This window comes from Ferrovibrio sp. (genome assembly GCF_029255545.1).
Taxonomy (GTDB): Bacteria; Pseudomonadota; Alphaproteobacteria; order Ferrovibrionales; family Ferrovibrionaceae; genus Ferrovibrio.
The window spans coordinates 4,636-24,152 of sequence record NZ_JANLJJ010000037.1; the positions used below are offsets into that span (position 1 = coordinate 4,636).

Here is a 19,517-nt window from a genome sequence, read left to right on the forward strand (position 1 = left end):
GCCCAGTCGGAGCAGCTCAATGCCCGCGTCGTGCTGGGCGCCGCCCATCGCAAGGGCCAGGACGGCCGGCGACACTGGCGTGCCGGCGGCATCCTGCTGCAGCAGCTGCCCGCCCAGCCGGGCGGCCTGAGCGACGAAGACCGTGGCCTGGCCTGGGAAAAGGTCACCGCCCTGCAGGCCACGGCGAAGGCCGAGGAACTGAGCGATGCGCAACTGAGCCAGAACGAGCTGCTGTTCCGTTTGTTCCACGAGGATGGCGTGCGGGTCTTCGACGCCGCGCCGCTGGTCGATGCCTGCACCTGCTCGGCCGACAAGGTGCGCGGCATCCTCTCGACCTTCGCGGCCGAGGAACTGGCCGACATGGCCGATGCCGGCGGCCTGATCACCGTGTCGTGCCAGTTCTGCAGCGCAAGCTACGATTTCCCCGCCGACGCGGTTAAAGGCTGACCTGGCTCAGCCGCCGATTTGGCTGAATCCCGCCATTGCCGGGCCTTGAATTTGCCTCAATTGCCAGCGTATCTGGGACATTGAGCCCACCGACATCCGGGAGACTTTTCCATGCGCCTCGATATTCTCCGCCGCGGTTCCAGCCGCCTGTTCGCCATGATGGCCCTGGGCCTGGCGGTGGCCGCCTGCGCCGGCGCGCCGCCGGAAAAACTGATCCTGCCCGAGATCACCTTCGCCAATCAGCCCAAGCTGACCTTCGCCGCCGGCTCGGTCGAGACCATCCAGGAATACCTGCCCTCCGCCCAGCCGCCGCATATCGAGCTGAACATCCCGCAGCCGCCTTCGGTGGTGGCGGCGCGCTGGACGCGGGACCGCGTCGCGCTCGACAACAGCCAGCAGAACCGGGTCACCGTGATCATCAAGAAGGCCGCCGTCACCGAGGTGGACCTGAAGAAGACCCCGGGCCTGCGCGGCAGCTTCACCGAAGACCAGATCGCCCGCTTTGATACCGAGGTGGAAATGGCGGTCGAGATCCGCGACGCACGCGGCTTCCGCATCGGCGAGGCCTCGGCCGCGGCGCGGCGCTCCACCTCGATGAGCGAGAAGGCCACCCTGAACGACCGCGATCTGATCATCCACGGCCTGGTGCGCGAGACCATGATGGACGTCAACCGCGAGCTGGAGCGCAACATCCGCCAGTATATGGCGCTCTATGTCCGGTAAGCTTTTGGCGCCAGGCCCCTGATTCCGGCTCCGTTCGCATACGAACGGAGCCGCCGGGCGCAACGCCGGCCCTGCCGCTGGGGTAGCCGATTTCGGCCCGGCCGAGGTTTGTCTCGGTCGGGTCGATCTGCTAGAGAGGGCTCATAATCTCCCCTCCCGCGGAGCTGGAAACGCCTATCATGCCAACGCCGAAAAAGCGCCCCCTGGTGATCGTGACCCGGAAGCTGCCGGACCCGATCGAGACCCGGATGATGGAGCTGTTCGACACCCGGCTGAACCTGGCGGACAAGCCGATGGGTCAGGCCGAGCTGATCGAGGCGGTGAAAACCGCCGACGTGCTGGTGCCGACCATCACCGACCGCATCGATGGCTCGATCCTGGCGCATGCCGGGCCGAATTTCCGCCTGATCGCCAATTTCGGCACCGGCGTCGACCATATCGACCTGGCCGGCGCGCGGCAGCGGGGCATCACCGTCACCAACACGCCCGGCGTGCTGACCGAAGACACCGCCGACATGACCATGGCGCTGATCCTGGCCGTGCCGCGCCGCCTGGTCGAAGGCGCCAATGCGTTGCGCGAGGGCAAGTTCGAGGGCTGGTCACCCACCTGGATGCTGGGCCAGCGCATCTGGGGCAAGCGGCTCGGCATCATCGGCATGGGCCGCATCGGCCAGGCCGTCGCCCGCCGCGCCAAGGCCTTCGGCCTCTCCATCCACTACCACAACCGCAAGCGGGTGCATGAAAGCATCGAGCAGGAGCTGGAGGCGACCTACTGGGAAAGCCTCGACCAGATGCTCGCCCGCATGGACATCATCTCGGTGAACTGCCCGCATACGCCGGCCACCTTCCACCTGCTGTCGGCGCGCCGGCTCGACCTGATCCCGCCGCATGCCTATATCGTCAACACCGCGCGCGGCGAGGTGATCGACGAAAACGCCCTGGTGCGCAAGCTGCGCAAGGGCGAGATCGCCGGCGCCGGCCTGGACGTGTTCGAGCACGAGCCGGCGGTGAACCCGAAGCTGCTGGAGCTGAACAACGTGCTGCTGATCCCGCATATGGGCTCGGCCACGCTGGAAGGCCGCATCGACATGGGCGAGAAGGTCATCATCAACATCAAGACCTTCGCCGACGGCCATGCGCCGCCCGACCGGGTGATCGCCGGACTTCTCTAAGCGTGAGACTGGTGCCGGCCTGCTCTGATCCGGCCTGTCCGTTTCGAGAAATTTAGCATCAGCCCTATTCTCTTCCGGCGGGTATCTGCGCCATACTCGGGTCGCAACCCCGGACCCCCATGAACGCCGCGCCGCCGCCCTACAGCCCCTGTCCCGCCGATCTCGGCGAGCGGCTGGAATCCCATGGCCGCTATGTGCAGTCGCTGGGCGGCTCGGTGCGGATCGGCCGCCGGCTGCAGCTCGAGCGGATCGATTTCGACGCGGTCAAGCTCACCCGGCGCAACCTGCGCCAGGCCATACTGCCCTTCTGCCGGCTGTCCTGCTCGGATCTGCGCGAAAGCAGTTTCCATGAGGCCGAGCTGCCCGGCTGCGACCTGGCCGCCGCCGACCTGACCAATGCCGATTTCGCCCGCTCCGACCTGCGTGGCGCGGATCTGAGCCGCGCGGTGCTGACCAACACGAAATTCGACGGCGCCCGCTTCGGCCCCTATCGCGACGGCCATACCGATCTGGGCCAGATCGCCACGCGGCTGAACCAGGCCAGCATCAGGGGCGCCAGCTTTGCCGGCGCCACCCTGCAGGATGCCAGTTTCGACAAGGCCAACCTGCAGGACACCAGCTTCGCCTTCGCGCGGCTGGAGAATGTCAGTTTCCGCGGCGCCGACCTGCGCGGCGCCAGTTTCGCCTTAAGCGATCTCGGCGCCGGCATGGCCGATGCCATCGAGGCGGCCGGCGGCGCGGTGGCGCGACCGATCACCGCCGAGCTGCTGCAGGGCATGGTGGCCGATCATGCCGCCTGGATCGCCAGCGACGGCACGCGCGGCAACCGCGCCCAGCTGCGCGGCCTCAATCTCGCCGGCGCCAAACTCGCCCATGCGGATTTGAGCGGCGCGGATTTGGCCGAGACCAACCTGGCCGGCGCCGACCTGAGCGGCGCGAAGCTGATCTGCACGGACCTGCGCGGCGCGAATTTAAGCCGCGCCACCATCGACAAAGCCGATTTCCGCGGCGCCATGCTGGATGGCTGCTTCGGCTTCATGCCGGCGGGAAGTTTGTAATATCCCGACAAACTCAAAACCGTCATGCCCGGGCTTGGCCCGGGCATCCACGCGTTTTTTATGTGCGCAAAGACGTGGATGGCCGGAACAAGTCCGGCCATGACGATATTAGTTGTCACCCCGGGCCCAAGAAGAGCTTCCTGGCCGGGGTTCCATTCAAAAAAATGGGATCCCCGCTTTCGCCGGGATGACGATAGCGTGTTTACGCGATCGCCTTCATCGCCTCGGCGGCGGCGAGGTCGACCGAGACCAGGGTGGAGACGCCGCGCTCGGCCATGGTGACGCCGAACAGGCGGTCCATGCGCGCCATGGTGATCGGGTGGTGGGTCACCACCACGAAGCGCGTGCCCTCGCCGATATTCTCGGTCTGGCGCGCCATCGCCTCCATCAGGTTGCACAGCCGCTCGACATTGGCGTCGTCCAGCGGGGCGTCCACTTCGTCCAGCACGCAGATCGGCGCCGGGTTGGTGAGGAACACCGCGAAGAGCAGCGACAGCGCGGTGAGCGCCTGCTCGCCGCCCGAAAGCAGCGACATGATCTGCAGGCGTTTACCCGGCGGCGAGGCATAGATTTCCAGGCCGGCCTGCAGCGGATCGTCGCTCTCGACGAGCTGCAGATGCGCCTTGCCGCCGCCGAACACCTCGACGAACAGCTTCTGGAAATGGTCGTTCACCCTGGCGAAGGCCTCGAGCAGGCGTTCGCGGCCCTCTTTGTTGAGCGACGTGATGCCCTGGCGTAGCTTGTCGATGGCCGAGACCAGGTCGGTCTGCTCGGTGGAGAGCGCGGTGAGCTTCTCTTCCACCTCGTTGGCTTCCAGCTCGGCGCGCAGGTTCACCGGGCCCATATTGTCGCGTTCCTTGCGCAGGCGCTCGAGACGGTTTTCCACCTGCGGCAGCTCGGGGAAATCCTCGTCGTCGTCCACCTCGCCGGCCTTCAGCACCTGGTCCAGCGTGCAGTCGAGCACCTCGCGCACGCGGATCGCCAGCTCGTCCAGGCTGACGCGCTGATGCTCCAGATCGGATTCCGCCTTGACGCGGGCCTCGCGGCCGCTGCCCAGCAGCTGCTCGATCTCGCGCGCGGTTTTCGCCGCCAGCTGCTGCGCCGCCTCGGCATTGGCCAGATGGTCGGCGGCCTGGTTGCGCGCGGCCTCGGCCAGGCTGATCTGCTCGAGCAGCGCGTTGCGGCGGCTTTCCAGCTCGCGCGGAATCTGCTCCAGCTTTTCCAACTCGGCGGCGGCCTCGGCCTGGCGGGCGCCAAGCTGCTCGAGCTGCTGCGCCGCGCTTTCGTTGCGGGCCATGGCGGCGCGGCGCTCGATGACGATGGCTTCCAGGCGGCGGGCGCGCGCCTCGGCGTCGCGGCGCAGCTGTTCCAGCGCGGCGCGGCGTTCGGCCAGCGCCTGACGCAGCGCATTGACCTCTTCGCGCACCATGGCGATCAGCTGCCGCACTTCATCTTCCGGCGGCATCGCTTCCAGCGTGGCGGCCTCCGACGCGCGCAGCTGCTCGGTCTCGGCGATCTCTCCTGACGTCTGCTGCTTCTGCTCGGCCAGGGCGGCCAGGCGCGACTGGCGCTCGGCCTCCTTGCGCACCACTTCGGCCTGCAATTCGCGGGCGGCATCGAGCTCGCGGTCGGCGCGGGCGATATCCTGGTTGGCGCGGTCGCGCGCGGCCTGACGCTCGCGCTCGGCCATGGTGATCGCCTGGGCGGCCTGCTCGCGCGCGCCCTGACGCTCACGCTCGGCGGTGGCGATGCCCTGGTTGGCATGATCGCGCGCGCCCTGGCGCTCACGCTCGGCCGCCGCCACGACCTGGGCGGCGCGGTCGCGCGCCTCGGCGGCCGCGCGTTCGGCCGTCTGCACCACGGAAGCCGCCTGGTCGCGAGCCTCGTTGCGGGCCAGCTCGGCGGTCTGCACCACGGATGTCGCCTGCTGGCGCGCCTCGCTGCGGGCCTGCTCGGCGGCCTGCACCACGTTTGCGGCCTGCTGGCGCGCGGCATTGCGGGTCTCTTCCGCGGCCAGCACGGCCTGGCGCGCGGCGCGCTCGGCGGCGGCTGCCGCTTCGGTGGCGTGACGCGCGGCTTCATAGGCGCGCTGGGCGTCGCTGAGCCTGCCTTCCAGGCCACGCAGCTCCTCGCGCAGGTCGGCCAGGCGGTTGCGCTGCTCCAGCTTCACCGAGGCCGAGGTCGGCGCGCCGGCCTTCACCGTGAAGCCGTCCCAGCGCCACAACGCGCCGGATCTGGTCACCAGCCGCTGGCCGAGCTTGAGGTCGGCGCGCAGGCGGGCGCCATCGGCGTCGTCGGCCACCAGGCCGATCTGGCTCAGGCGACGCTGCAGGGCGGACGCGCCGGTCACATATTTCGACAGCGGCTCGGCGCCAAACGGCAGTGCCGGCGCGTCATGCAGCGGCGGCAGCGCATCCCAGTGCATCGGCGCATTGGGATCGGTGGCGGCATTCAGCTCGTCGGCCAGCGCCGCGCCCAAAGCCTTCTCGAAGCCGGGCTCGACCGTCACCTGGTCGATCAGCGGCGGGAACAGGTTGCTCTCGTCGAGTTTCAGCAGCTTGGTGAGGCCGGCTTCTTCCGCCTTCAGGCGGGTGAGCTCGCCCTGCACGCCCTGCCAGGCATCACGCGCGGCCTGCTCAGCCTGGGCGATCGCCTGGCGCTCGGCCTCGGCCTGCTCCACGCCGCGACGCGCCTCGGCGATCTTCTCGGCATGTTCGGCCTCAACCGCGTTGAGCCCGGCGCGGGCAGCCTCGATCCTGATCGCCTGCTCGGCCTCGACGGCGTTCAGGCCGGCCCGCGCGGCCTCGATCTTCTGGGCATGCTCGCCTTCCACGGCGTTCAGCGCGGCGCGGGCGGCCTCGATCTTCTGCTCATGCTCGTTGCCGGCCTGGGCCAGGGCGGCGCGGGCGGCCTCGATCTTCTGGGCGTGCTCGGCCTCGACGGCTTCCAGGGCGGCACGTGCCGCCTCGATCAGGCGGGCCTGCTCGGCCTCGACCGCCTCATAGGCCTGGCGCGCGGCCTCCAGCCGGCCGGCATGCTCGGTCTCGGTGGCCTCCAGCGCGGCGCGGGCGGCTTCCACCGCGGCCTGCCTGGTCTCCACCTCGGCATTGGCGCTTTCGGCTTCGGCCAGCGCCTCGGTCTGCTCGTTCAGCCGCGTTTCCTCGGCGACGATTTCCTCGATGCGGCCACGCAGGCGGGTCAGCCGGCGCTCGGCATCCTCGATGGCCTGGCGCAGGCGGGCGCGCTGGGCCTGCTCTTCCGCCGCGCGATCGGTCAGCCGGTCGAGTTCGGCCTGACGCTCGTCGACCTTGACCTGGGCCTCGGCGACGCCACTTTCGGCGCCTGCCTGGGCCTCACCCTCGCCGGCACGCTGGGCTTCCAGCTGCTCGGTCTCGCCGTTCAGCCGGGTCAGGGTTTCCTCGGCATCCAACGACAGCGCGCTTTCGCGCTCGGCGTCGGAGGCGATCTGGGCCAGACGCGCGCGCACCTGCTCGGCGGCTTCCTGGGCGCGGGTCGATTCCGCATCCAGGCCCTCGCGCGCCACGGTCAGGCGATGCAGTTTCGCGCCGGCCTCGGCCTCGTGCTGGCGCAGCGGCGGCAGGGCCTCGGCCGCGATGCGCTCGGCCTCATGGGCTTCCGACACCTGCAGGGTGCGGTCGGCCACTTCGCGCTCGGCGGCCTGCAAAGCCTGCTCGGCCTCGGCCAGCGCGTGTTTCAGCGCATCATGCTTGAGGTGGAACAGGATCGCCTCGGTCTTGCGGATCTGGCCGGCGATGTTGCGGTAGCGGCTGGCCTGGCGGGCCTGGCGCTTCAGGCTCTGCAACTGGTTGTCGAGCTGGCCGATCACGTCGACCACGCGCTCCAGATTCTGCTCGGCGGCCTTCAGGCGCAGCTCGGCCTCGTGCCGGCGGGAATGCAGGCCGGAAATGCCGGCCGCCTCTTCCAGCAGCATGCGGCGGTCGGTCGGCTTGGCGTTGATGATGGCGCCGACGCGGCCCTGGCTGACCATGGCCGGCGAATTGGCGCCCGAAGCCAGGTCGGCGAACAGCAGCTGCACGTCGCGCATGCGCACGTCATTGCCGTTGATGGCGTAATCCGAGCCCTTCTCGCGCTCGATCTTGCGGGTGATCTCGAGCACTTCCTGCTCGTTGAAGGCCGCCGGCGCCGTGCGCGTGGCGTTATCCAGCGTGAGCGTGACCTCGGCGATATTGCGGGCCGGCCGTGTGGCCGTGCCCGCAAAGATCATGTCGTCCATGCCCGAGCCGCGCATGCGCTTGGCCGAGTTCTCGCCCATCACCCAGCGCAGGGCTTCCACCAGGTTCGACTTGCCGCAGCCATTCGGGCCGACGATGCCGGTGAGCCCCGGATGGATGATGAAATCCGTCGGCTCGACGAACGACTTGAAACCGGACAGGCGCAACTTGGTGAACTGCACGGGGACTCCCTTTCGTAATCAGCGCGGCGATTACTTCGCCAGCGCGTCGAGCTTCTTGCGCAACTCGTCGAGCGACGGCACGCCGGCCTCGGCCTTGCCGTTGATGATCAGCGTCGGCGTCGAGTTGACATTGAATTTCTGATTGCCTTCCAGGCGCTGGTTCAGGATGTAGTCGCCCAGCGCCTTGTCGGCCAGGCATTTGTCGAACTGCTCGGCCGGGATGCCGCCCAGCCGGGCGATCTGGGTCAGCGCCGCCTTGGGATCGGACGAGCCGGCCCACTGGCGCTGCTGCGCGAACAGCACGCTGAGGAAGGTGAAATAGCGGTCCGGCCCGCCGCAGCGCGCCAGCACGGCGCCGGCGAAGGCAAGGTTGTCGAGCGGGAAGTCGCGGAAGATCAATTTGGCCTTGCCGGTATCCAGATACTCGGTCTTGATCGCCGGCAGCACCTCGGCATGGAAGGTGGCGCAATGCGGGCAGGTCAGCGAGGCGTATTCGATGATGGTGACCTTCGCGTCGGCCTTGCCAAGCACCATGTCCTGCAGGCGCGGGTCGGCCGCGCCAGACGCAGTCTGGGCATAGGACTCCCCGGCCGGAATCACGGCCAGGCCGGCGGCCAGGGCCAGCACCAGGGTCAGGATAAAACGCTGTATATATTTCATAGAGATGCTCCGACCCCCTACATCTAGGGGGCATTGTATGGTTGCCCGTCCGGCCTGCAACCGGACTCTGCCGTTATCCACAAGAATCTGGCGCGCTCAAGGCGCCTCAGCGACTCGCACCAAAAAGTGATCGCCCAAGGTTTTCAAGGGCTTGCCGGAGGGCCTTGTCCTCGACTCCCTCCAGCAACGCGGCCAGGCGGGCCTGCTCTTCCGGGTCCAGCGGCCGGCTCTGCCGCCGCGGGGGTGCCGACGACTCGGCGCGGCCCCCGGAGCGCTGGATGGGCATCTGCCGGAGTCGCAGCCGCTCCACCGCACGGTAGCCGAAATAGCCGTTGATCTTTTCGATGATCAGAGGTGCCAGATGCTGCAGCTCCAGCGCGAAGGCCGGGCTGACGGCGATTTCCAGGGTGGCGGCATGGCCGGCGCCGGCGGCATAGACCAGCTTTTCCGGCTGGGTCTCGGCGTAGAGCAGCGGCCCGGTGATCTCGGCCCAGCGATTGATGATCTCGGCCAGCGCGATGCCGCGCTGCTTGAAGACCGGTTTGGTCAGGCGGCCAAGCGCCACCCCCAGCGCCTTCGGCGCATTGGCGCGTTTCGCCGGATCATACCCCGGTTTGGCGTTTTTCGGCTTCGACTCGCCGGATTTAGACTCGCCAGGTTTCGACTCGTTTGCCATCGGCGCAGTCTACGCCGCCGGCCCGGCGCTGACTAATAGCCAAGCGCCTCGGTCAGGCGCTCGTAACGTGGACCATTGAGCTGCCAGACCACGGCCTGGCGCGTGCCCTGGCGGCGGCCGGCGGAGAAATCCTGCAGGGTGCCGCCGAACAGGTCGCGCCAGCCGCTGATGCTGTGCACGGCGCGGGCGAAGAGGACCGGATCGCGGTTTGCGCCGGCCTGCTCCCAGGCCTGCTCCCTGGCCTGTTCGCCGGCGCGATCAAACGTCAGCACAGCAAGGTCGGCGATGGTGGCGCCATAGATCGCGCCGGCATTGGGCGCCGTGCCGAAGCGCGCGGTATAGGCCTCGATCCAGGCCAGCACCGCGGGCGCCGCGCTGGTTTTGTCGGGCAGGGCGATCGACGACACGCTGTAGAGTCCCTGCGTGGCATTGCCCGGCGCGGCCGCCAGCAGATAATCATGCGTCGTCGACGGCCCGAGGAAATCGACGCTCCAGCCGGCGGCCCGGGCGGTCGCCATCGGCAGCAGCGTGTCGCGCAGCAACGTGGCCAGCACGACCAGGTCGCAATTGGCCGCCCGCAGCCGCGCGATGGATGCGGTGAAATCGGTATCGGTCGGGCGATGGGTGGCGACCGCCAGCAGGCTCTGGCCATGCTGCGCCAGCTGGTCGCGCAGGGCCTGCTGCACCTCCTCGCCATAATCGGTGCTCTGCGCCAGCGCGCAGACGGCGCGTTTGCCGCGCTGCTCGACCATCCATTTCACGCCGGCGCGGATCTGGTCGTAATAGAGCGAGCCGGAAATCCAGGTGACGGAATCCGGCGCCTGCACCAGCGCGCGGCTGGCGGCCATGGGAAACAGGTTGGGGATGCCGGCTTCGCGCAGCTGCGGCAGCACCGCCTGCACCTGCGCCGTGCCAAGCGCGCCGACAAAAGCCTGCACGCGGTCGCGCTTGATCAGCTTGGCTGCCGCCTGCACGGCGCGCGGCACCTGGAACTGGTGATCCTCGACGATCAGGCGGATCCTGCGGCCGCGGATGCCGCCCATGGCATTGACCGCATCGAAGCGCAGCCGCAGCGCATTCACCACCGCATGGCCATAGGGCGCGGCGGGGCCAGACAGATCGGTGATGGTGCCAAGGCGAATCTCGCCGGAGGCATCGGCGGCGCGGCCCTCGGGAATGAAGCAGGCAAGCATCGCCGCGAAGGCAAGGGCAACGGATCGGCGCATGATGGGAAGTCCGGCATGGCTGGGGGTGGCGCAAGATGCCGCCGCGACAGCCCCATGGCAAGCGGAGAAATGCTTGCCGTGGCATTCGCCACTACCTAAGGTCGCCGCCATGCCCAAGTCCCGTCGTGCCGCCCTCGCCGCGCCCCTGCTCGCCTGGTACGACCGGCATCACCGCAGCCTGCCCTGGCGCAGCCCGCCGGGTGCGCCGTTGATGGAGCCCTACCGCGTCTGGCTCAGCGAGATCATGCTGCAGCAGACCACGGTGCCGGCGGTGATTCCCTATTTCGGCAAATTCCTCGCCCGCTGGCCCAGCGTGCATGACCTCGCCGCCGCGCCGGTGGAGGATGTGATGGAGGCCTGGGCGGGGCTGGGCTATTACGCGCGCGCGCGCAACCTGCACAAATGCGCCAAAGCCGTAAGCGAAAGGCTGGACGGCGCGTTCCCCGACAGCGTCGAGGGCCTGCTGGAGCTGCCTGGCATCGGCGCCTATACGGCCGCCGCCATCGCCGCCATCGCCTTCGACAAACCGGCCGCCGTGCTGGATGGCAATATCGAGCGCGTGCTGGCGCGCGTGTTTGCCGTCGAAACGCCGCTGCCGCAGGCCAAGCCGGAATTGCGCCAGCTGGCGGCGGCCGTGACGCCGCAAGAACGGGCGGGCGATTTCGCGCAGGGCATGATGGACCTGGGCGCGACGATCTGCACGCCGAAAAATCCTGATTGCCTGCTGTGTCCGCTGCAGAAACTCTGCACGGCCCATAAACGCGGCATCGCCGCCGCACTGCCACGCAGGGCCGCCAGGGCGGCACGGCCGGTGCGCCACACCATCGCTTTCCTGCTGCAGCGCGCCGACGGCGCGGTGCTGCTGCGGCGCCGGCCGCCCAAAGGCCTGCTGGGCGGCATGCTGGAAGTGCCCAGCACGCCATGGCGCGATACGCCGTGGCGAACCAGCGAGGCGCTGGGCCATGCGCCGCTGGCGCTGGACTGGCAGCCGGCCGAGGGCGAAGCCGAGCATGTCTTCACCCATTTCGCGCTGAAGATCGCCGCCCTGCATGGCCGCATTAACGCGCGCGCCGCCGCGAAGATCGACGGGCAATGGCAGCAACCGCGCGCCGCGGCGCTGCCGACGGTGATGAAAAAGATGCTTGGCCTGCTGCCGGGCGGCAGCGAAGGCGGCGCGATCAGATCGACGAGAAATCCCCGCCGCGGCCGAGCCCGCCCTTGAAGCGCGCGGCGCCCTCGATGGCCTCCTGGCCGATGATCGGCAGGCCGCTTTCCGCCTCGTCATGCAACGCGGCATCAAGCGAGAGATCCCACTGGCGATAGCTGGAGGCGCGATCGGCCTTCATGCAGGCCTGCGGGAAACGGGCGATCTCGGCGGCCAGGGCCTCTGCGGCGGCGCGCGCCTGGCCTTTCGCCACCACGCGGTTGGCCAGCCCCATCTGGAAGGCCTCCTCGGCCGGCACCGGGCGCCCGGTCAGGATCATGTCGAGCGCGCGGCTGTGGCCGATCAGGCGCGGCAGGCGCACCGTGCCGCCGTCGATCAGCGGCACGCCCCAGCGCCGGCAGAACACGCCGAACACCGCATCCGCCTCGGCCACGCGCAGGTCGCACCACAAGGCCAGCTCCAGCCCGCCGGCCACCGCATAGCCCGACACGGCGGCGATCACCGGCTTGGACAGCAGCAGCCGCGTCGGCCCCATCGGGCCTTCGCTTTCCGGCGCGACATCGTTGCGGTTGGCGCCATCGGCCACCGCCTTCAGGTCGGCGCCGGCGCAGAAGGTGCCATTGGCGCCCCACAACACGGCGGCGCGGGCGGTCTCGTCGGCGTCGAAATCCTTGAAGGCCTGGCGCAGCGCATCGGCGGTCGGCCGGTCCACGGCATTGCGGGCCTGCGGGCGGTCCAGGATCACGGTGGTGACGGCACCCTGCTTCTCGACGCGAACACTGTCCATCCTGTTTCCTCCCGGTAAATGATTGCGATCAGGCTGACAGCGCCGGCGACATCCGGCAAGCCCTTCCGTCCGGCTTTGCGTTGCGGCAATGTCTGTCCGGTTTTGAGGATTTTGTCGTCCCGCATGGCATCCGACTTCCGACATTCGCTCTGGCGCGGCCTCGGGCATCTGCTCGCGCCGGCGGTGACGCTGTGGCTGCAGCGCCGCGCCGCGACCGGCAAGGAAGATGCCGCGCGCCTGCCCGAACGTTTCGGCCATGCGGCGCTGGCCCGGCCGGCCGGCCGGCTGGTCTGGTGCCATGGCGCCAGCGTGGGCGAGGCGCAGGCTTTGCTGCCGCTGCTGCAGCATCTGCATGCCGCGCGCCCCGACCTGACCCTGCTGCTGACCACCGGCACGGTGACATCCGCCGAACTGGTGCGCCAGCGTGCCATTGACGGCGTGATCCACCAGTTCGTGCCGGTCGACCTGCCCGGCGCGGTGGACCGTTTCCTCGATCACTGGCGGCCCGACCTGGTGCTGTGGAGCGAATCCGATTTCTGGCCCGGCATCCTGGCCGCATTGCGGCAGCGGCGGATTCCCGCCCTGCTGGTCAATGCGCGGATGTCGGAACGCTCCTGCCGGCGCTGGGCCCTGGCGCCGCAGACGGCGCGCTGGCTGCTGCGAAGCTTTGCCGCGATCTATGCCCAGACCACGCAGGATGCCGAGCGGCTGCGCCAGCTGGGGGCGGCAGAGGTGATCGAGGCCGGCAACCTGAAACAGGCCGCGCCGCCACTGCCCGCCAACGCCGAAACCGCGATGCAGTGGCAGATGACGCTGGGCAGTCGGCCGCGCTGGCTGGCGGCCAGCACACATCCGGGCGAGGAAGCGCAGATTGCCGGCGTGCATCGCGCGCTGAAATCACGTTTTCCCGGCCTGCTCACCATCATCGTGCCGCGCCATCCGCAGCGTGGACCGGAGATTGCCACCGCGCTGAGCGCGGCCGACAGCAACCTTGCCCTGCGCTCGCGCAGCGAAGCCGTGACCGAGGCCACCGACATCTACATCGCCGATACTTTGGGCGAGCTTGGCCTGTGGTATCGCCTGTGCCCGATCGTGATGATGGGCGGTTCGCTGATCCCGCATGGCGGGCAGAATCCGCTGGAGCCGGCGCGGCTGGACTGCGCATTGCTGTTCGGCCCGTCGATGTTCAATTTCAGCGACGCAGTGGCCGGCCTGCTGGAAACCGGCGGGGCGCAACAGGTGCAGGATGCCGCCGAACTGACGGTGGCCTTGAGCATCCTGCTGAACGATCCGGCGAAAACCGCCGAGATCGCCGCCGCTGCCCGCGCCTATGCCGGCGGCCAGAACCGCATCCTGGATACGTTGCGGGATGCGGCCCTGCGGTATCTGCCCAGCTGACTATTTCCCGACGAACGGCTTGGCGATGTGGCCCACTTCCTCCATCGACGAGCCAAAATGCTGCGGCCTCGCCATGTCGGTGATCTTGGCATAATTGGCGGCGAAATCGTCGACCGTCACCTCGGCATCGACGCCAAAGAACAGGCCCTGGGATTCCATCACCTGGATCTTGGCGTAGAAGCCGGCGCCCGCCGAGATGATGTCACCCGTCGCCGTGCAGGCTTCCGAGCACAGATAGGCCACGGCCTGGGACACGTATTCGGGCTTGAGATGCGGCAGCAATTGCGGCGGCAGCAGATGCTCGGTCATGCGGGTGGCCGCCACCGGCGCGATGGTGTTGACCAGGATGCCGTATTTGGCGCCTTCCTGCTTCAGCGAATTCATCAGGCCGACCACGGCCATCTTGGCGCCGGCATAATTTGACTGGCCGAAATTGCCATAGAGGCCGGAATTCGACGAGGTCATGACGATGCGGCCGTATTGCTGCTGCTGCATCACCGGCCAGGCCGCCTTGGTGACATAGGCCGAGCCGAGGAAATGCACGTCGACCACGGTGTCGAAATCGGCGATCTCCATCTTGGCGAAGGTCTTGTCGCGCAGGATGCCGGCATTGTTGACCAGGATGTCGACGCGGCCCCAGGCGTCGGTCGCCGTCTTCACGATATTGGCGGCGGCAGTCGGATCTGAGACGCTGTCGTAATTCGCCACCGCCTCGCCGCCCCTGGCCTTGATCTCGGCCACCACCGCATCGGCCGCCTTGGACGAGCCGCCGGTGCCGTCCAGCGCGCCGCCCAGGTCGTTGACGACGACCCTAGCGCCGCGCTCGGCCAGCAGCAGCGCATGGCTGCGGCCCAGGCCAGCGCCCGCGCCGGTGACGATGGCGACGCGGCCCTTATAGTCGATGGCCATGATGATTCCTCCGCTTTTTATGGATCAGATTCGGTATTCGAGCAGCAGGTCGCAGACCTCGCGCACGGCGCCATGGCCGCCGCTGGCTTCGGTGACATAGGCGGCGGCCGCCTTCACCTGCGGCCGCGCATTGGCAACCGCGATGGGCAGGCCGACGGCCTGCATCACGTCGAGGTCGTTGAGATCGTCGGCGACATGGCAGACCGCATCGAGGCCGATGCCGAGCTCGGCGCAGATCTGCTGCAACCGCGGCAGCTTGTGGCGCACGCCCATATGGCCATGGCGGATCTTCAGCCGGTCGATGCGCTTCTGGATCGATGGCGTGTCGCTCATGGTGATCAGGCAGAGCTCGATGCCGGCTTCGCGCACCAGCAGCATGCCGAAACCGTCCTGCACGAAATACTTGCGCAGCTCCGAGCCGTCCTCGGCGTAATACAGGCCGCCATCGGTGAGCGTGCCGTCGAGATCGAGCGACAGCAGTTTCACCGCCTTGAACCTGGCTATCAGATCGGCATCGAGCATGCAGGCATCTCCCCTCGCCCTCTCGGGCGCCCGGATCGGGAGCGGAAGATTAGCCGGGGAGCGAGGGGGCGCGCCAGTCGTGACGCCGCGTCAATTGGCTGGTTCGGCGGCGGTTCGCTCAGCGGCGGCGTTGATCGTCCTGGCGCCGCTGCTCCATGTCGCGGGCGCGCTGGCGGTCTTCCTCGGTGGCGCGGCGACGTTCGGCATCCTGGCGCTGGCTCTCGGCGTCCTGCCGGCGCTGGAAATCGAGCTGGCGCATTTCGCGCTCCTGTTCCAGCCGGCGGCTCTCGGCGGCGGCGCGATCCCATTCGCTCGGCTGCTGCGCGGCAGCCGGCAGGGCGAGGGCGATCAGCAGGAAGCCAAGGGCCAAACGGATCATGGTTGCATCCTGCCCGGCCATTGCGGCAGGATTATGCCCAGCCGGAAGCTCAGCGTGTTTTCGGTCCGGATTTCTTGTTAGGCTTGGATTTCTTATCAGGCCGGGGCGGGCCGGGATCGTCGAGCCAGTAGACCACATGCTCGTCCAGCTCGCCGGCGTCCTTCTCGGAGATGCAGCGCCCGGCCACCGAGACGCCGGCCTGGTGCACGGTATCGCGGCTGCCGCTTTTCAGATGGTGCCACCAGTACAGGTCCTTGCCGGCGGCGACCAGGCGATAGCCGCAGGTGGCCGGCAGCCAGTTCATCTTCTGCACCTTGCCGGGCGTGAGCTGGATGCAGTCGGGCACCAGCTTCTTGCGCTTGGGGTAGTTGCTGCACTGGCCGGTGGCGCAGTTGAGCAGCTTGCAGGCCACGTTGGTCTGCTCCAGCGCGCCGGTATCCTCGTCTTCCAGGCGATAGAGGCAGCATTTGCCGCAGCCGTCGCACAGCGACTCCCATTCGGACGGTGTCATCTGGTCGAGGCGCTTGCGGCGCCAGAAGGGAAGCTTGCGGGGCATGGCGGCAAAATAAGACGCCGCCGCCGAAAGCGCCAGCCACCGGAAACGGCGATTTAAGCCTTGTGGTGCTGACGGATGAAGGCGGTGACCTTGGGCGCGATCTCCTCGCGCCAGCGCCGGCCGTTGAACACGCCGTAATGCCCCACGCCGGCCTGCAGGTGATGCTGGCGCATGCGGTTGGGGATGTTGGGGCAGATATCGTGCGCGGCGGCCGTCTGGCCGATGCCCGAGATATCGTCCTTCTCGCCTTCCACGGTGAGCAGGGCCGTTCTGGAGATCGCGGCGGTATCCACCTTGTCGCCACGGCAGGTCATGATGCCGCGCGGCAGCTCGTGCTCCTGGAACACGCGGCGCACGGTCTGCAGGTAGTATTCTGCCGGCAGGTCCATCACGGCCAGGTATTCGTCGTAGAAATCCTTGTGCGCCCTGGCGCTGTCGCCATCGCCCTTGACCAGGTGGTGGAACAGCCGGACATGGGCGCCGACATGGCGATCCAGGTTCATGGTCATGAAGCCGGTGAGCTGGATGAAGCCGGGATAGACCGGCCGCATGAAGCCCTGGTGCGGCAGCGGCACGCGGTTGATCACGCTGTGCTCGAACCACTCGATGGAGCGTTCCTTGGCCAGGTTGTTCGGCACGGTGGGGCTGATGCGGGTGTCGATCGGCCCGCCCATCAGCGTCATGGAGCGCGGCGTGTTCGGGTCCCTGGCTTCCGACATCAGGGCCACAGCGGCCAGCACCGGCACGGAAGGCTGGCACACGCCCATCACATGGCAGTTCGGCCCCAGCACCATGAAGAATTCGCGCACGTAGTCGATATAGTCGTCCAGCTCGAAGGCGCCCTCGCGCAGCGGCACGTCGCGCGCGTCGATCCAGTCGGTGATGTAGACCTCGTGGTTGGGCAGCATCGCCTCGACGGTGCCGCGCAGCAGCGTGGCGTAATGTCCCGACAGCGGCGCGACGATCAGCAGCTTGGGGTCCTTGCGTTCGGCGCAGCCCTCGCGCTCGAAATGCAGGATGTTGCAGAAGGGCATCGAGACGACGACCCGCTCGGTGACCTTGCGCTCGACGCCGTCGACCTTCGTGGTGGCCAGGCCAAAGGCCGGTTTGGGATAGCGCCGGGTGATGTTGCTGAAAACCTCCAGGCCGGCGGCCAGCGTACGGGCGGCCGGGCTGTAGTTCATCGGCAGATAGGGCAGCTTGAGCGCCTGCGTCTGCGCCTCGGCCAGCGCGCGCATCGGCTGGAGCGCGGCATGCTGCCATTCATAGAGCTGGTAGAGCATCAGGTCCCACCCTTCTGCCAAATCAGGACCGCACAGGCGGCCTGAAACACGGCTGGCCGTAACAAGTCTGGAACAAAAGCGTTAGCGAATCGCTCCAGCCCGGCTGATATAGGGCAGTCTAGTGGATTTCCTCAGTGCCCGCACGATTTATTTTGCACTGCAACATAGACGTGCATATTTATAAGATGTTGAATTAAACATCAGAATTTCGCGCGAATCCGCTTCGCCATGTCTTCCGGCGACACGTCATGACGGAAATGCGTCAGATAACGGCCCTGGCCGTCCATCAGATAGATGAAGCCGGAATGGTCGACCGAGTAGCCCAGGCTGGAATCCTTCAGCGTCACCTTCTGGTAATAGACCCGGTATTCGCGCGCGACCCTGGCGATCTGCTCGGGCGTGCCGGTCAGGCCGACCAGCCGCTCGTGGAAGGCCTGCACGTACTCCTTCAGCACCGGCGGCGTGTCGCGTTCGGGATCGACGGTGATCAGGATCGGCTGCACCTTCGCGGCGTCGGCGCCGAGCCCGTCCATGGCGATCGCGATGGTCTGCAGGCCGGTCGGGCAGATATCCGGGCAGTTGGTGAACCCGAAATAGACCAGCATCAGCTTGCCGGCATAATCACGGTCGTTGACCGTGCGGCCGTCCTGGTCGGTCAGCGTGAAAGGTCCGCCGATCGAAACCTGGCCGCTGCCTGCCTGCTCGCCGCCATGCGGCATCAGCCACTGCATCGCCACCAGGCCGGCGACGCCCAGGGCCGCCAGCACTGCGATGATCAGCAGGCCGCGCTGCAGGCCACGTTTCGCTGCGCTCATGATTTTGTTACTCCGTTTTCGCCTTGCCGCCGAGCGACGCGGCGGCAGATTCAATAAAGGTCGCCAGCGCCACGTCGCGCTCGCTCAAGCCCCCGGCATCATGGGTGGTGAGCACGATCTCGACGCGGTTATAGACGTTGAACCATTCCGGATGATGGTCGGATTTCTCCGCCTGCAGGGCAACGCGGCTCATGAAGCCGAAGGCGGCATTGAAATCGGCGAAGAGAAACGTCCGGGCGATGGCGTCGCGGTCCCGTAGCACCTGCCAGCCCGGCAGCGCCTGCAGGGCCGCAACACGGGCGGCGCCTTCCAGTTTCGCGATTCCCATGCCATCCTCCTCGCGCCGCAACGGGCTGCGGCGATTGCATGGCGGGCAAGCTAGCGCGCACCCCCTGCCGCTTCAACCCGCCAACTCCGCTTGGGACGATCCGCCGCATGGCCAGCCGCATCATCGCAACGCCCCCCGACAGCCTGCCGCCCAGCCTGGACGAGATCGCGGCCCTGGGCGAGGCCGAGCTGCAAAGACTGCGCCCGGCACTGGGCCGCTATATCGACGGCGTGCCGGTGCAGGTGGCGGAATTCGCCGATGACGAGACCCTGGCGGAGATGGGCTGCGAGAGTCCGTTCGATCTGCTGGGGCTGTATCGCGGCGGCAGCTTCGTGGCCGAGCAGCGCGGCGAAACCGGCACCCTGCCGGCGATGATCTTCCTCTATCGCCGGCCGCTGCTGGATTACTGGTGCGAAAGCGGCGAGCCCCTGCGCCGCGTGGTGCGTCACGTGCTGATCCACGAGATCGGGCACCATCTGGGCCTGTCGGATGACGACATGGACCGCATCGAGGCCGCCACCGAGGATTAACCGCGTCGCATCGGCACCTAAATGGGCAGGCGTCCCTAAATCGGTAAGCGCCCCTGGGCACCCTCGCTGCGCGGAATGCGGAACGACACGCGCGTGCCGCGGCCCGGCGCGCTGCGGATCTCGAGCGGGTGGCCATGCAACTCGGCCAGGCGGTTGGCCAGCGCCAGTCCCAGCCCGGTGCCGCGCTCGCTCTGCGCCACCATGCCGCTGACCTGGCCAAAAGGCATCAACGCGATCTCGACCTCGGCGGGCGTCATGCCCGGGCCATCGTCGCTGACCGTGAACACCACGCCATCGTCTTCCGCATCGGCCGAAATCCGCACATCGCCGCCCGAGGGGGTGAATTTCAGTGCATTGGATAGCAGGTTGACCACGATCTGCTTGATCGCCCGACCATCGCCGTAGAGCAGCGGCAGGTCGTCGCTGACCTCGACCCGGATCGGCGTGC

At 67.8% G+C, this 19,517-nt stretch carries 20 protein-coding genes; 7 read left to right on the forward strand and 13 right to left on the reverse strand.

Annotated elements, in window-relative coordinates; genetic code table 11:
• The 4 genes from Q1J79_RS06995 to Q1J79_RS07010 all read left to right on the forward strand — a co-directional run.
• Window positions 1-447 (forward strand): Hsp33 family molecular chaperone HslO (locus tag Q1J79_RS06995; RefSeq protein WP_300298465.1); only part of this gene is annotated, 447 nt, incomplete at its 5' end.
• Window positions 448-558: 111 nt separating this feature from the next.
• On the forward strand, window positions 559-1,170 hold the full coding sequence (locus Q1J79_RS07000; RefSeq protein WP_300298468.1) for a hypothetical protein: 612 nt from the start codon (window positions 559-561) through the stop codon (window positions 1,168-1,170).
• Between the two features lie 179 nt (window positions 1,171-1,349).
• Window positions 1,350-2,342, forward strand: a complete 993-nt coding sequence (locus Q1J79_RS07005) for a D-glycerate dehydrogenase (protein WP_300298471.1) — start codon at window positions 1,350-1,352, stop codon at window positions 2,340-2,342.
• Window positions 2,343-2,461: 119 nt separating this feature from the next.
• Entirely contained in the window at window positions 2,462-3,400 is a 939-nt protein-coding gene (locus tag Q1J79_RS07010) for a pentapeptide repeat-containing protein (RefSeq protein WP_300298474.1), read from the forward strand.
• A 202-nt stretch (window positions 3,401-3,602) separates the two neighbouring features.
• Here the strand turns inward: Q1J79_RS07010 and Q1J79_RS07015 are convergent, their stop codons facing one another.
• The 4 genes from Q1J79_RS07015 to Q1J79_RS07030 all read right to left on the reverse strand — a co-directional run bounded on the left by Q1J79_RS07015 (window position 3,603) and on the right by Q1J79_RS07030 (window position 10,397).
• Window positions 3,603-7,835 (reverse strand): AAA family ATPase, encoded by a 4,233-nt coding sequence (locus Q1J79_RS07015; RefSeq protein WP_300298477.1) that lies wholly within the window; start codon window positions 7,833-7,835, stop codon window positions 3,603-3,605.
• A gap of 30 nt (window positions 7,836-7,865) precedes the next feature.
• Window positions 7,866-8,495, reverse strand: coding sequence for a DsbA family protein (locus Q1J79_RS07020; protein ID WP_300298479.1), 630 nt, complete (start codon window positions 8,493-8,495; stop codon window positions 7,866-7,868).
• Between the two features lie 106 nt (window positions 8,496-8,601).
• Window positions 8,602-9,171 carry a DUF721 domain-containing protein gene (locus Q1J79_RS07025; RefSeq protein ID WP_300298482.1) on the reverse strand — a complete coding sequence of 190 codons (570 nt, stop codon included), beginning with the start codon at window positions 9,169-9,171 and terminating at the stop codon, window positions 8,602-8,604.
• Between the two features lie 32 nt (window positions 9,172-9,203).
• Complete coding sequence (locus Q1J79_RS07030; RefSeq protein WP_300298485.1) at window positions 9,204-10,397, reverse strand: ABC transporter substrate-binding protein; 1,194 nt, start codon at window positions 10,395-10,397, stop codon at window positions 9,204-9,206.
• 109 nt (window positions 10,398-10,506) lie between these two features.
• Between Q1J79_RS07030 and mutY the strand changes: the two genes are divergently transcribed.
• Window positions 10,507-11,619, forward strand: a complete 1,113-nt coding sequence (mutY, locus tag Q1J79_RS07035) for an A/G-specific adenine glycosylase (RefSeq protein WP_300298488.1) — start codon at window positions 10,507-10,509, stop codon at window positions 11,617-11,619.
• On the opposite strand, the gene Q1J79_RS07040 is transcribed toward mutY, so the two are convergent.
• On the reverse strand, window positions 11,576-12,349 hold the full coding sequence (locus tag Q1J79_RS07040; protein WP_300298491.1) for a crotonase/enoyl-CoA hydratase family protein: 774 nt from the start codon (window positions 12,347-12,349) through the stop codon (window positions 11,576-11,578). The two genes, mutY and Q1J79_RS07040, sit on opposite strands and share 44 nt — an antisense overlap.
• 123 nt (window positions 12,350-12,472) lie before the next feature.
• On the opposite strand from Q1J79_RS07040, the gene Q1J79_RS07045 reads away from it, so the two are divergent.
• Entirely contained in the window at window positions 12,473-13,747 is a 1,275-nt protein-coding gene (locus tag Q1J79_RS07045) for a 3-deoxy-D-manno-octulosonic acid transferase (protein ID WP_300298494.1), read from the forward strand.
• Here the strand turns inward: Q1J79_RS07045 and Q1J79_RS07050 are convergent, their stop codons facing one another.
• The 7 genes from Q1J79_RS07050 to Q1J79_RS07080 form a co-directional block, all read right to left on the reverse strand.
• Window positions 13,748-14,656 carry an SDR family oxidoreductase gene (locus Q1J79_RS07050; protein ID WP_300298497.1) on the reverse strand — a complete coding sequence of 303 codons (909 nt, stop codon included), beginning with the start codon at window positions 14,654-14,656 and terminating at the stop codon, window positions 13,748-13,750.
• Window positions 14,657-14,680: 24 nt separating this feature from the next.
• Entirely contained in the window at window positions 14,681-15,178 is a 498-nt protein-coding gene (locus Q1J79_RS07055; RefSeq protein ID WP_300298500.1) for an HAD family hydrolase, read from the reverse strand.
• A gap of 118 nt (window positions 15,179-15,296) precedes the next feature.
• On the reverse strand, window positions 15,297-15,557 hold the full coding sequence (locus tag Q1J79_RS07060; RefSeq protein ID WP_300298503.1) for a hypothetical protein: 261 nt from the start codon (window positions 15,555-15,557) through the stop codon (window positions 15,297-15,299).
• A 49-nt stretch (window positions 15,558-15,606) separates the two neighbouring features.
• Window positions 15,607-16,113: a YcgN family cysteine cluster protein gene (locus Q1J79_RS07065; RefSeq protein ID WP_300298505.1), complete on the reverse strand. Its 507-nt coding sequence runs from the start codon at window positions 16,111-16,113 to the stop codon at window positions 15,607-15,609.
• Between the two features lie 53 nt (window positions 16,114-16,166).
• A complete protein-coding gene (locus Q1J79_RS07070; protein WP_300298508.1) occupies window positions 16,167-17,396 on the reverse strand; it encodes a polyhydroxyalkanoate depolymerase in 1,230 nt (409 codons plus the stop codon).
• A 200-nt stretch (window positions 17,397-17,596) separates the two neighbouring features.
• Complete coding sequence (locus Q1J79_RS07075) at window positions 17,597-18,211, reverse strand: SCO family protein (RefSeq protein WP_300298511.1); 615 nt, start codon at window positions 18,209-18,211, stop codon at window positions 17,597-17,599.
• A gap of 7 nt (window positions 18,212-18,218) precedes the next feature.
• Window positions 18,219-18,539 carry a 4a-hydroxytetrahydrobiopterin dehydratase gene (locus tag Q1J79_RS07080; RefSeq protein WP_300298515.1) on the reverse strand — a complete coding sequence of 107 codons (321 nt, stop codon included), beginning with the start codon at window positions 18,537-18,539 and terminating at the stop codon, window positions 18,219-18,221.
• Between the two features lie 38 nt (window positions 18,540-18,577).
• Here Q1J79_RS07080 and Q1J79_RS07085 point away from each other — a divergent pair, with 38 nt between their 5' ends.
• Window positions 18,578-19,069 (forward strand): metallopeptidase family protein, encoded by a 492-nt coding sequence (locus Q1J79_RS07085; RefSeq protein ID WP_300298518.1) that lies wholly within the window; start codon window positions 18,578-18,580, stop codon window positions 19,067-19,069.
• 35 nt (window positions 19,070-19,104) lie between these two features.
• On the opposite strand, the gene Q1J79_RS07090 is transcribed toward Q1J79_RS07085, so the two are convergent.
• On the reverse strand, window positions 19,105-19,517 hold a 413-nt coding region (locus Q1J79_RS07090; protein WP_300298521.1), incomplete at its 5' end, for a sensor histidine kinase KdpD.

Excerpts from the sequence above, each read along its gene's own strand:
- Q1J79_RS07000 (WP_300298468.1), top strand. The coding sequence starts at position 559 with ATGCGCCTCGATATTCTCCGCCGCGGTTCCAGCCGCCTGTTCGCCATG.
- Q1J79_RS07005 (WP_300298471.1), top strand. The coding sequence starts at position 1,350 with ATGCCAACGCCGAAAAAGCGCCCCCTGGTGATCGTGACCCGGAAGCTG.
- Q1J79_RS07010 (WP_300298474.1), top strand. The coding sequence starts at position 2,462 with ATGAACGCCGCGCCGCCGCCCTACAGCCCCTGTCCCGCCGATCTCGGC.
- Q1J79_RS07020 (WP_300298479.1), bottom strand. The coding sequence starts at position 8,495 with ATGAAATATATACAGCGTTTTATCCTGACCCTGGTGCTGGCCCTGGCC.
- Q1J79_RS07025 (WP_300298482.1), bottom strand. The coding sequence starts at position 9,171 with ATGGCAAACGAGTCGAAACCTGGCGAGTCTAAATCCGGCGAGTCGAAG.
- Q1J79_RS07030 (WP_300298485.1), bottom strand. The coding sequence starts at position 10,397 with ATGCGCCGATCCGTTGCCCTTGCCTTCGCGGCGATGCTTGCCTGCTTC.
- mutY (WP_300298488.1), top strand. The coding sequence starts at position 10,507 with ATGCCCAAGTCCCGTCGTGCCGCCCTCGCCGCGCCCCTGCTCGCCTGG.
- Q1J79_RS07040 (WP_300298491.1), bottom strand. The coding sequence starts at position 12,349 with ATGGACAGTGTTCGCGTCGAGAAGCAGGGTGCCGTCACCACCGTGATC.
- Q1J79_RS07045 (WP_300298494.1), top strand. The coding sequence starts at position 12,473 with ATGGCATCCGACTTCCGACATTCGCTCTGGCGCGGCCTCGGGCATCTG.
- Q1J79_RS07050 (WP_300298497.1), bottom strand. The coding sequence starts at position 14,656 with ATGGCCATCGACTATAAGGGCCGCGTCGCCATCGTCACCGGCGCGGGC.
- Q1J79_RS07055 (WP_300298500.1), bottom strand. The coding sequence starts at position 15,178 with ATGCTCGATGCCGATCTGATAGCCAGGTTCAAGGCGGTGAAACTGCTG.
- Q1J79_RS07060 (WP_300298503.1), bottom strand. The coding sequence starts at position 15,557 with ATGATCCGTTTGGCCCTTGGCTTCCTGCTGATCGCCCTCGCCCTGCCG.
- Q1J79_RS07065 (WP_300298505.1), bottom strand. The coding sequence starts at position 16,113 with ATGCCCCGCAAGCTTCCCTTCTGGCGCCGCAAGCGCCTCGACCAGATG.
- Q1J79_RS07070 (WP_300298508.1), bottom strand. The coding sequence starts at position 17,396 with ATGCTCTACCAGCTCTATGAATGGCAGCATGCCGCGCTCCAGCCGATG.
- Q1J79_RS07075 (WP_300298511.1), bottom strand. The coding sequence starts at position 18,211 with ATGAGCGCAGCGAAACGTGGCCTGCAGCGCGGCCTGCTGATCATCGCA.
- Q1J79_RS07080 (WP_300298515.1), bottom strand. The coding sequence starts at position 18,539 with ATGGGAATCGCGAAACTGGAAGGCGCCGCCCGTGTTGCGGCCCTGCAG.
- Q1J79_RS07085 (WP_300298518.1), top strand. The coding sequence starts at position 18,578 with ATGGCGGGCAAGCTAGCGCGCACCCCCTGCCGCTTCAACCCGCCAACT.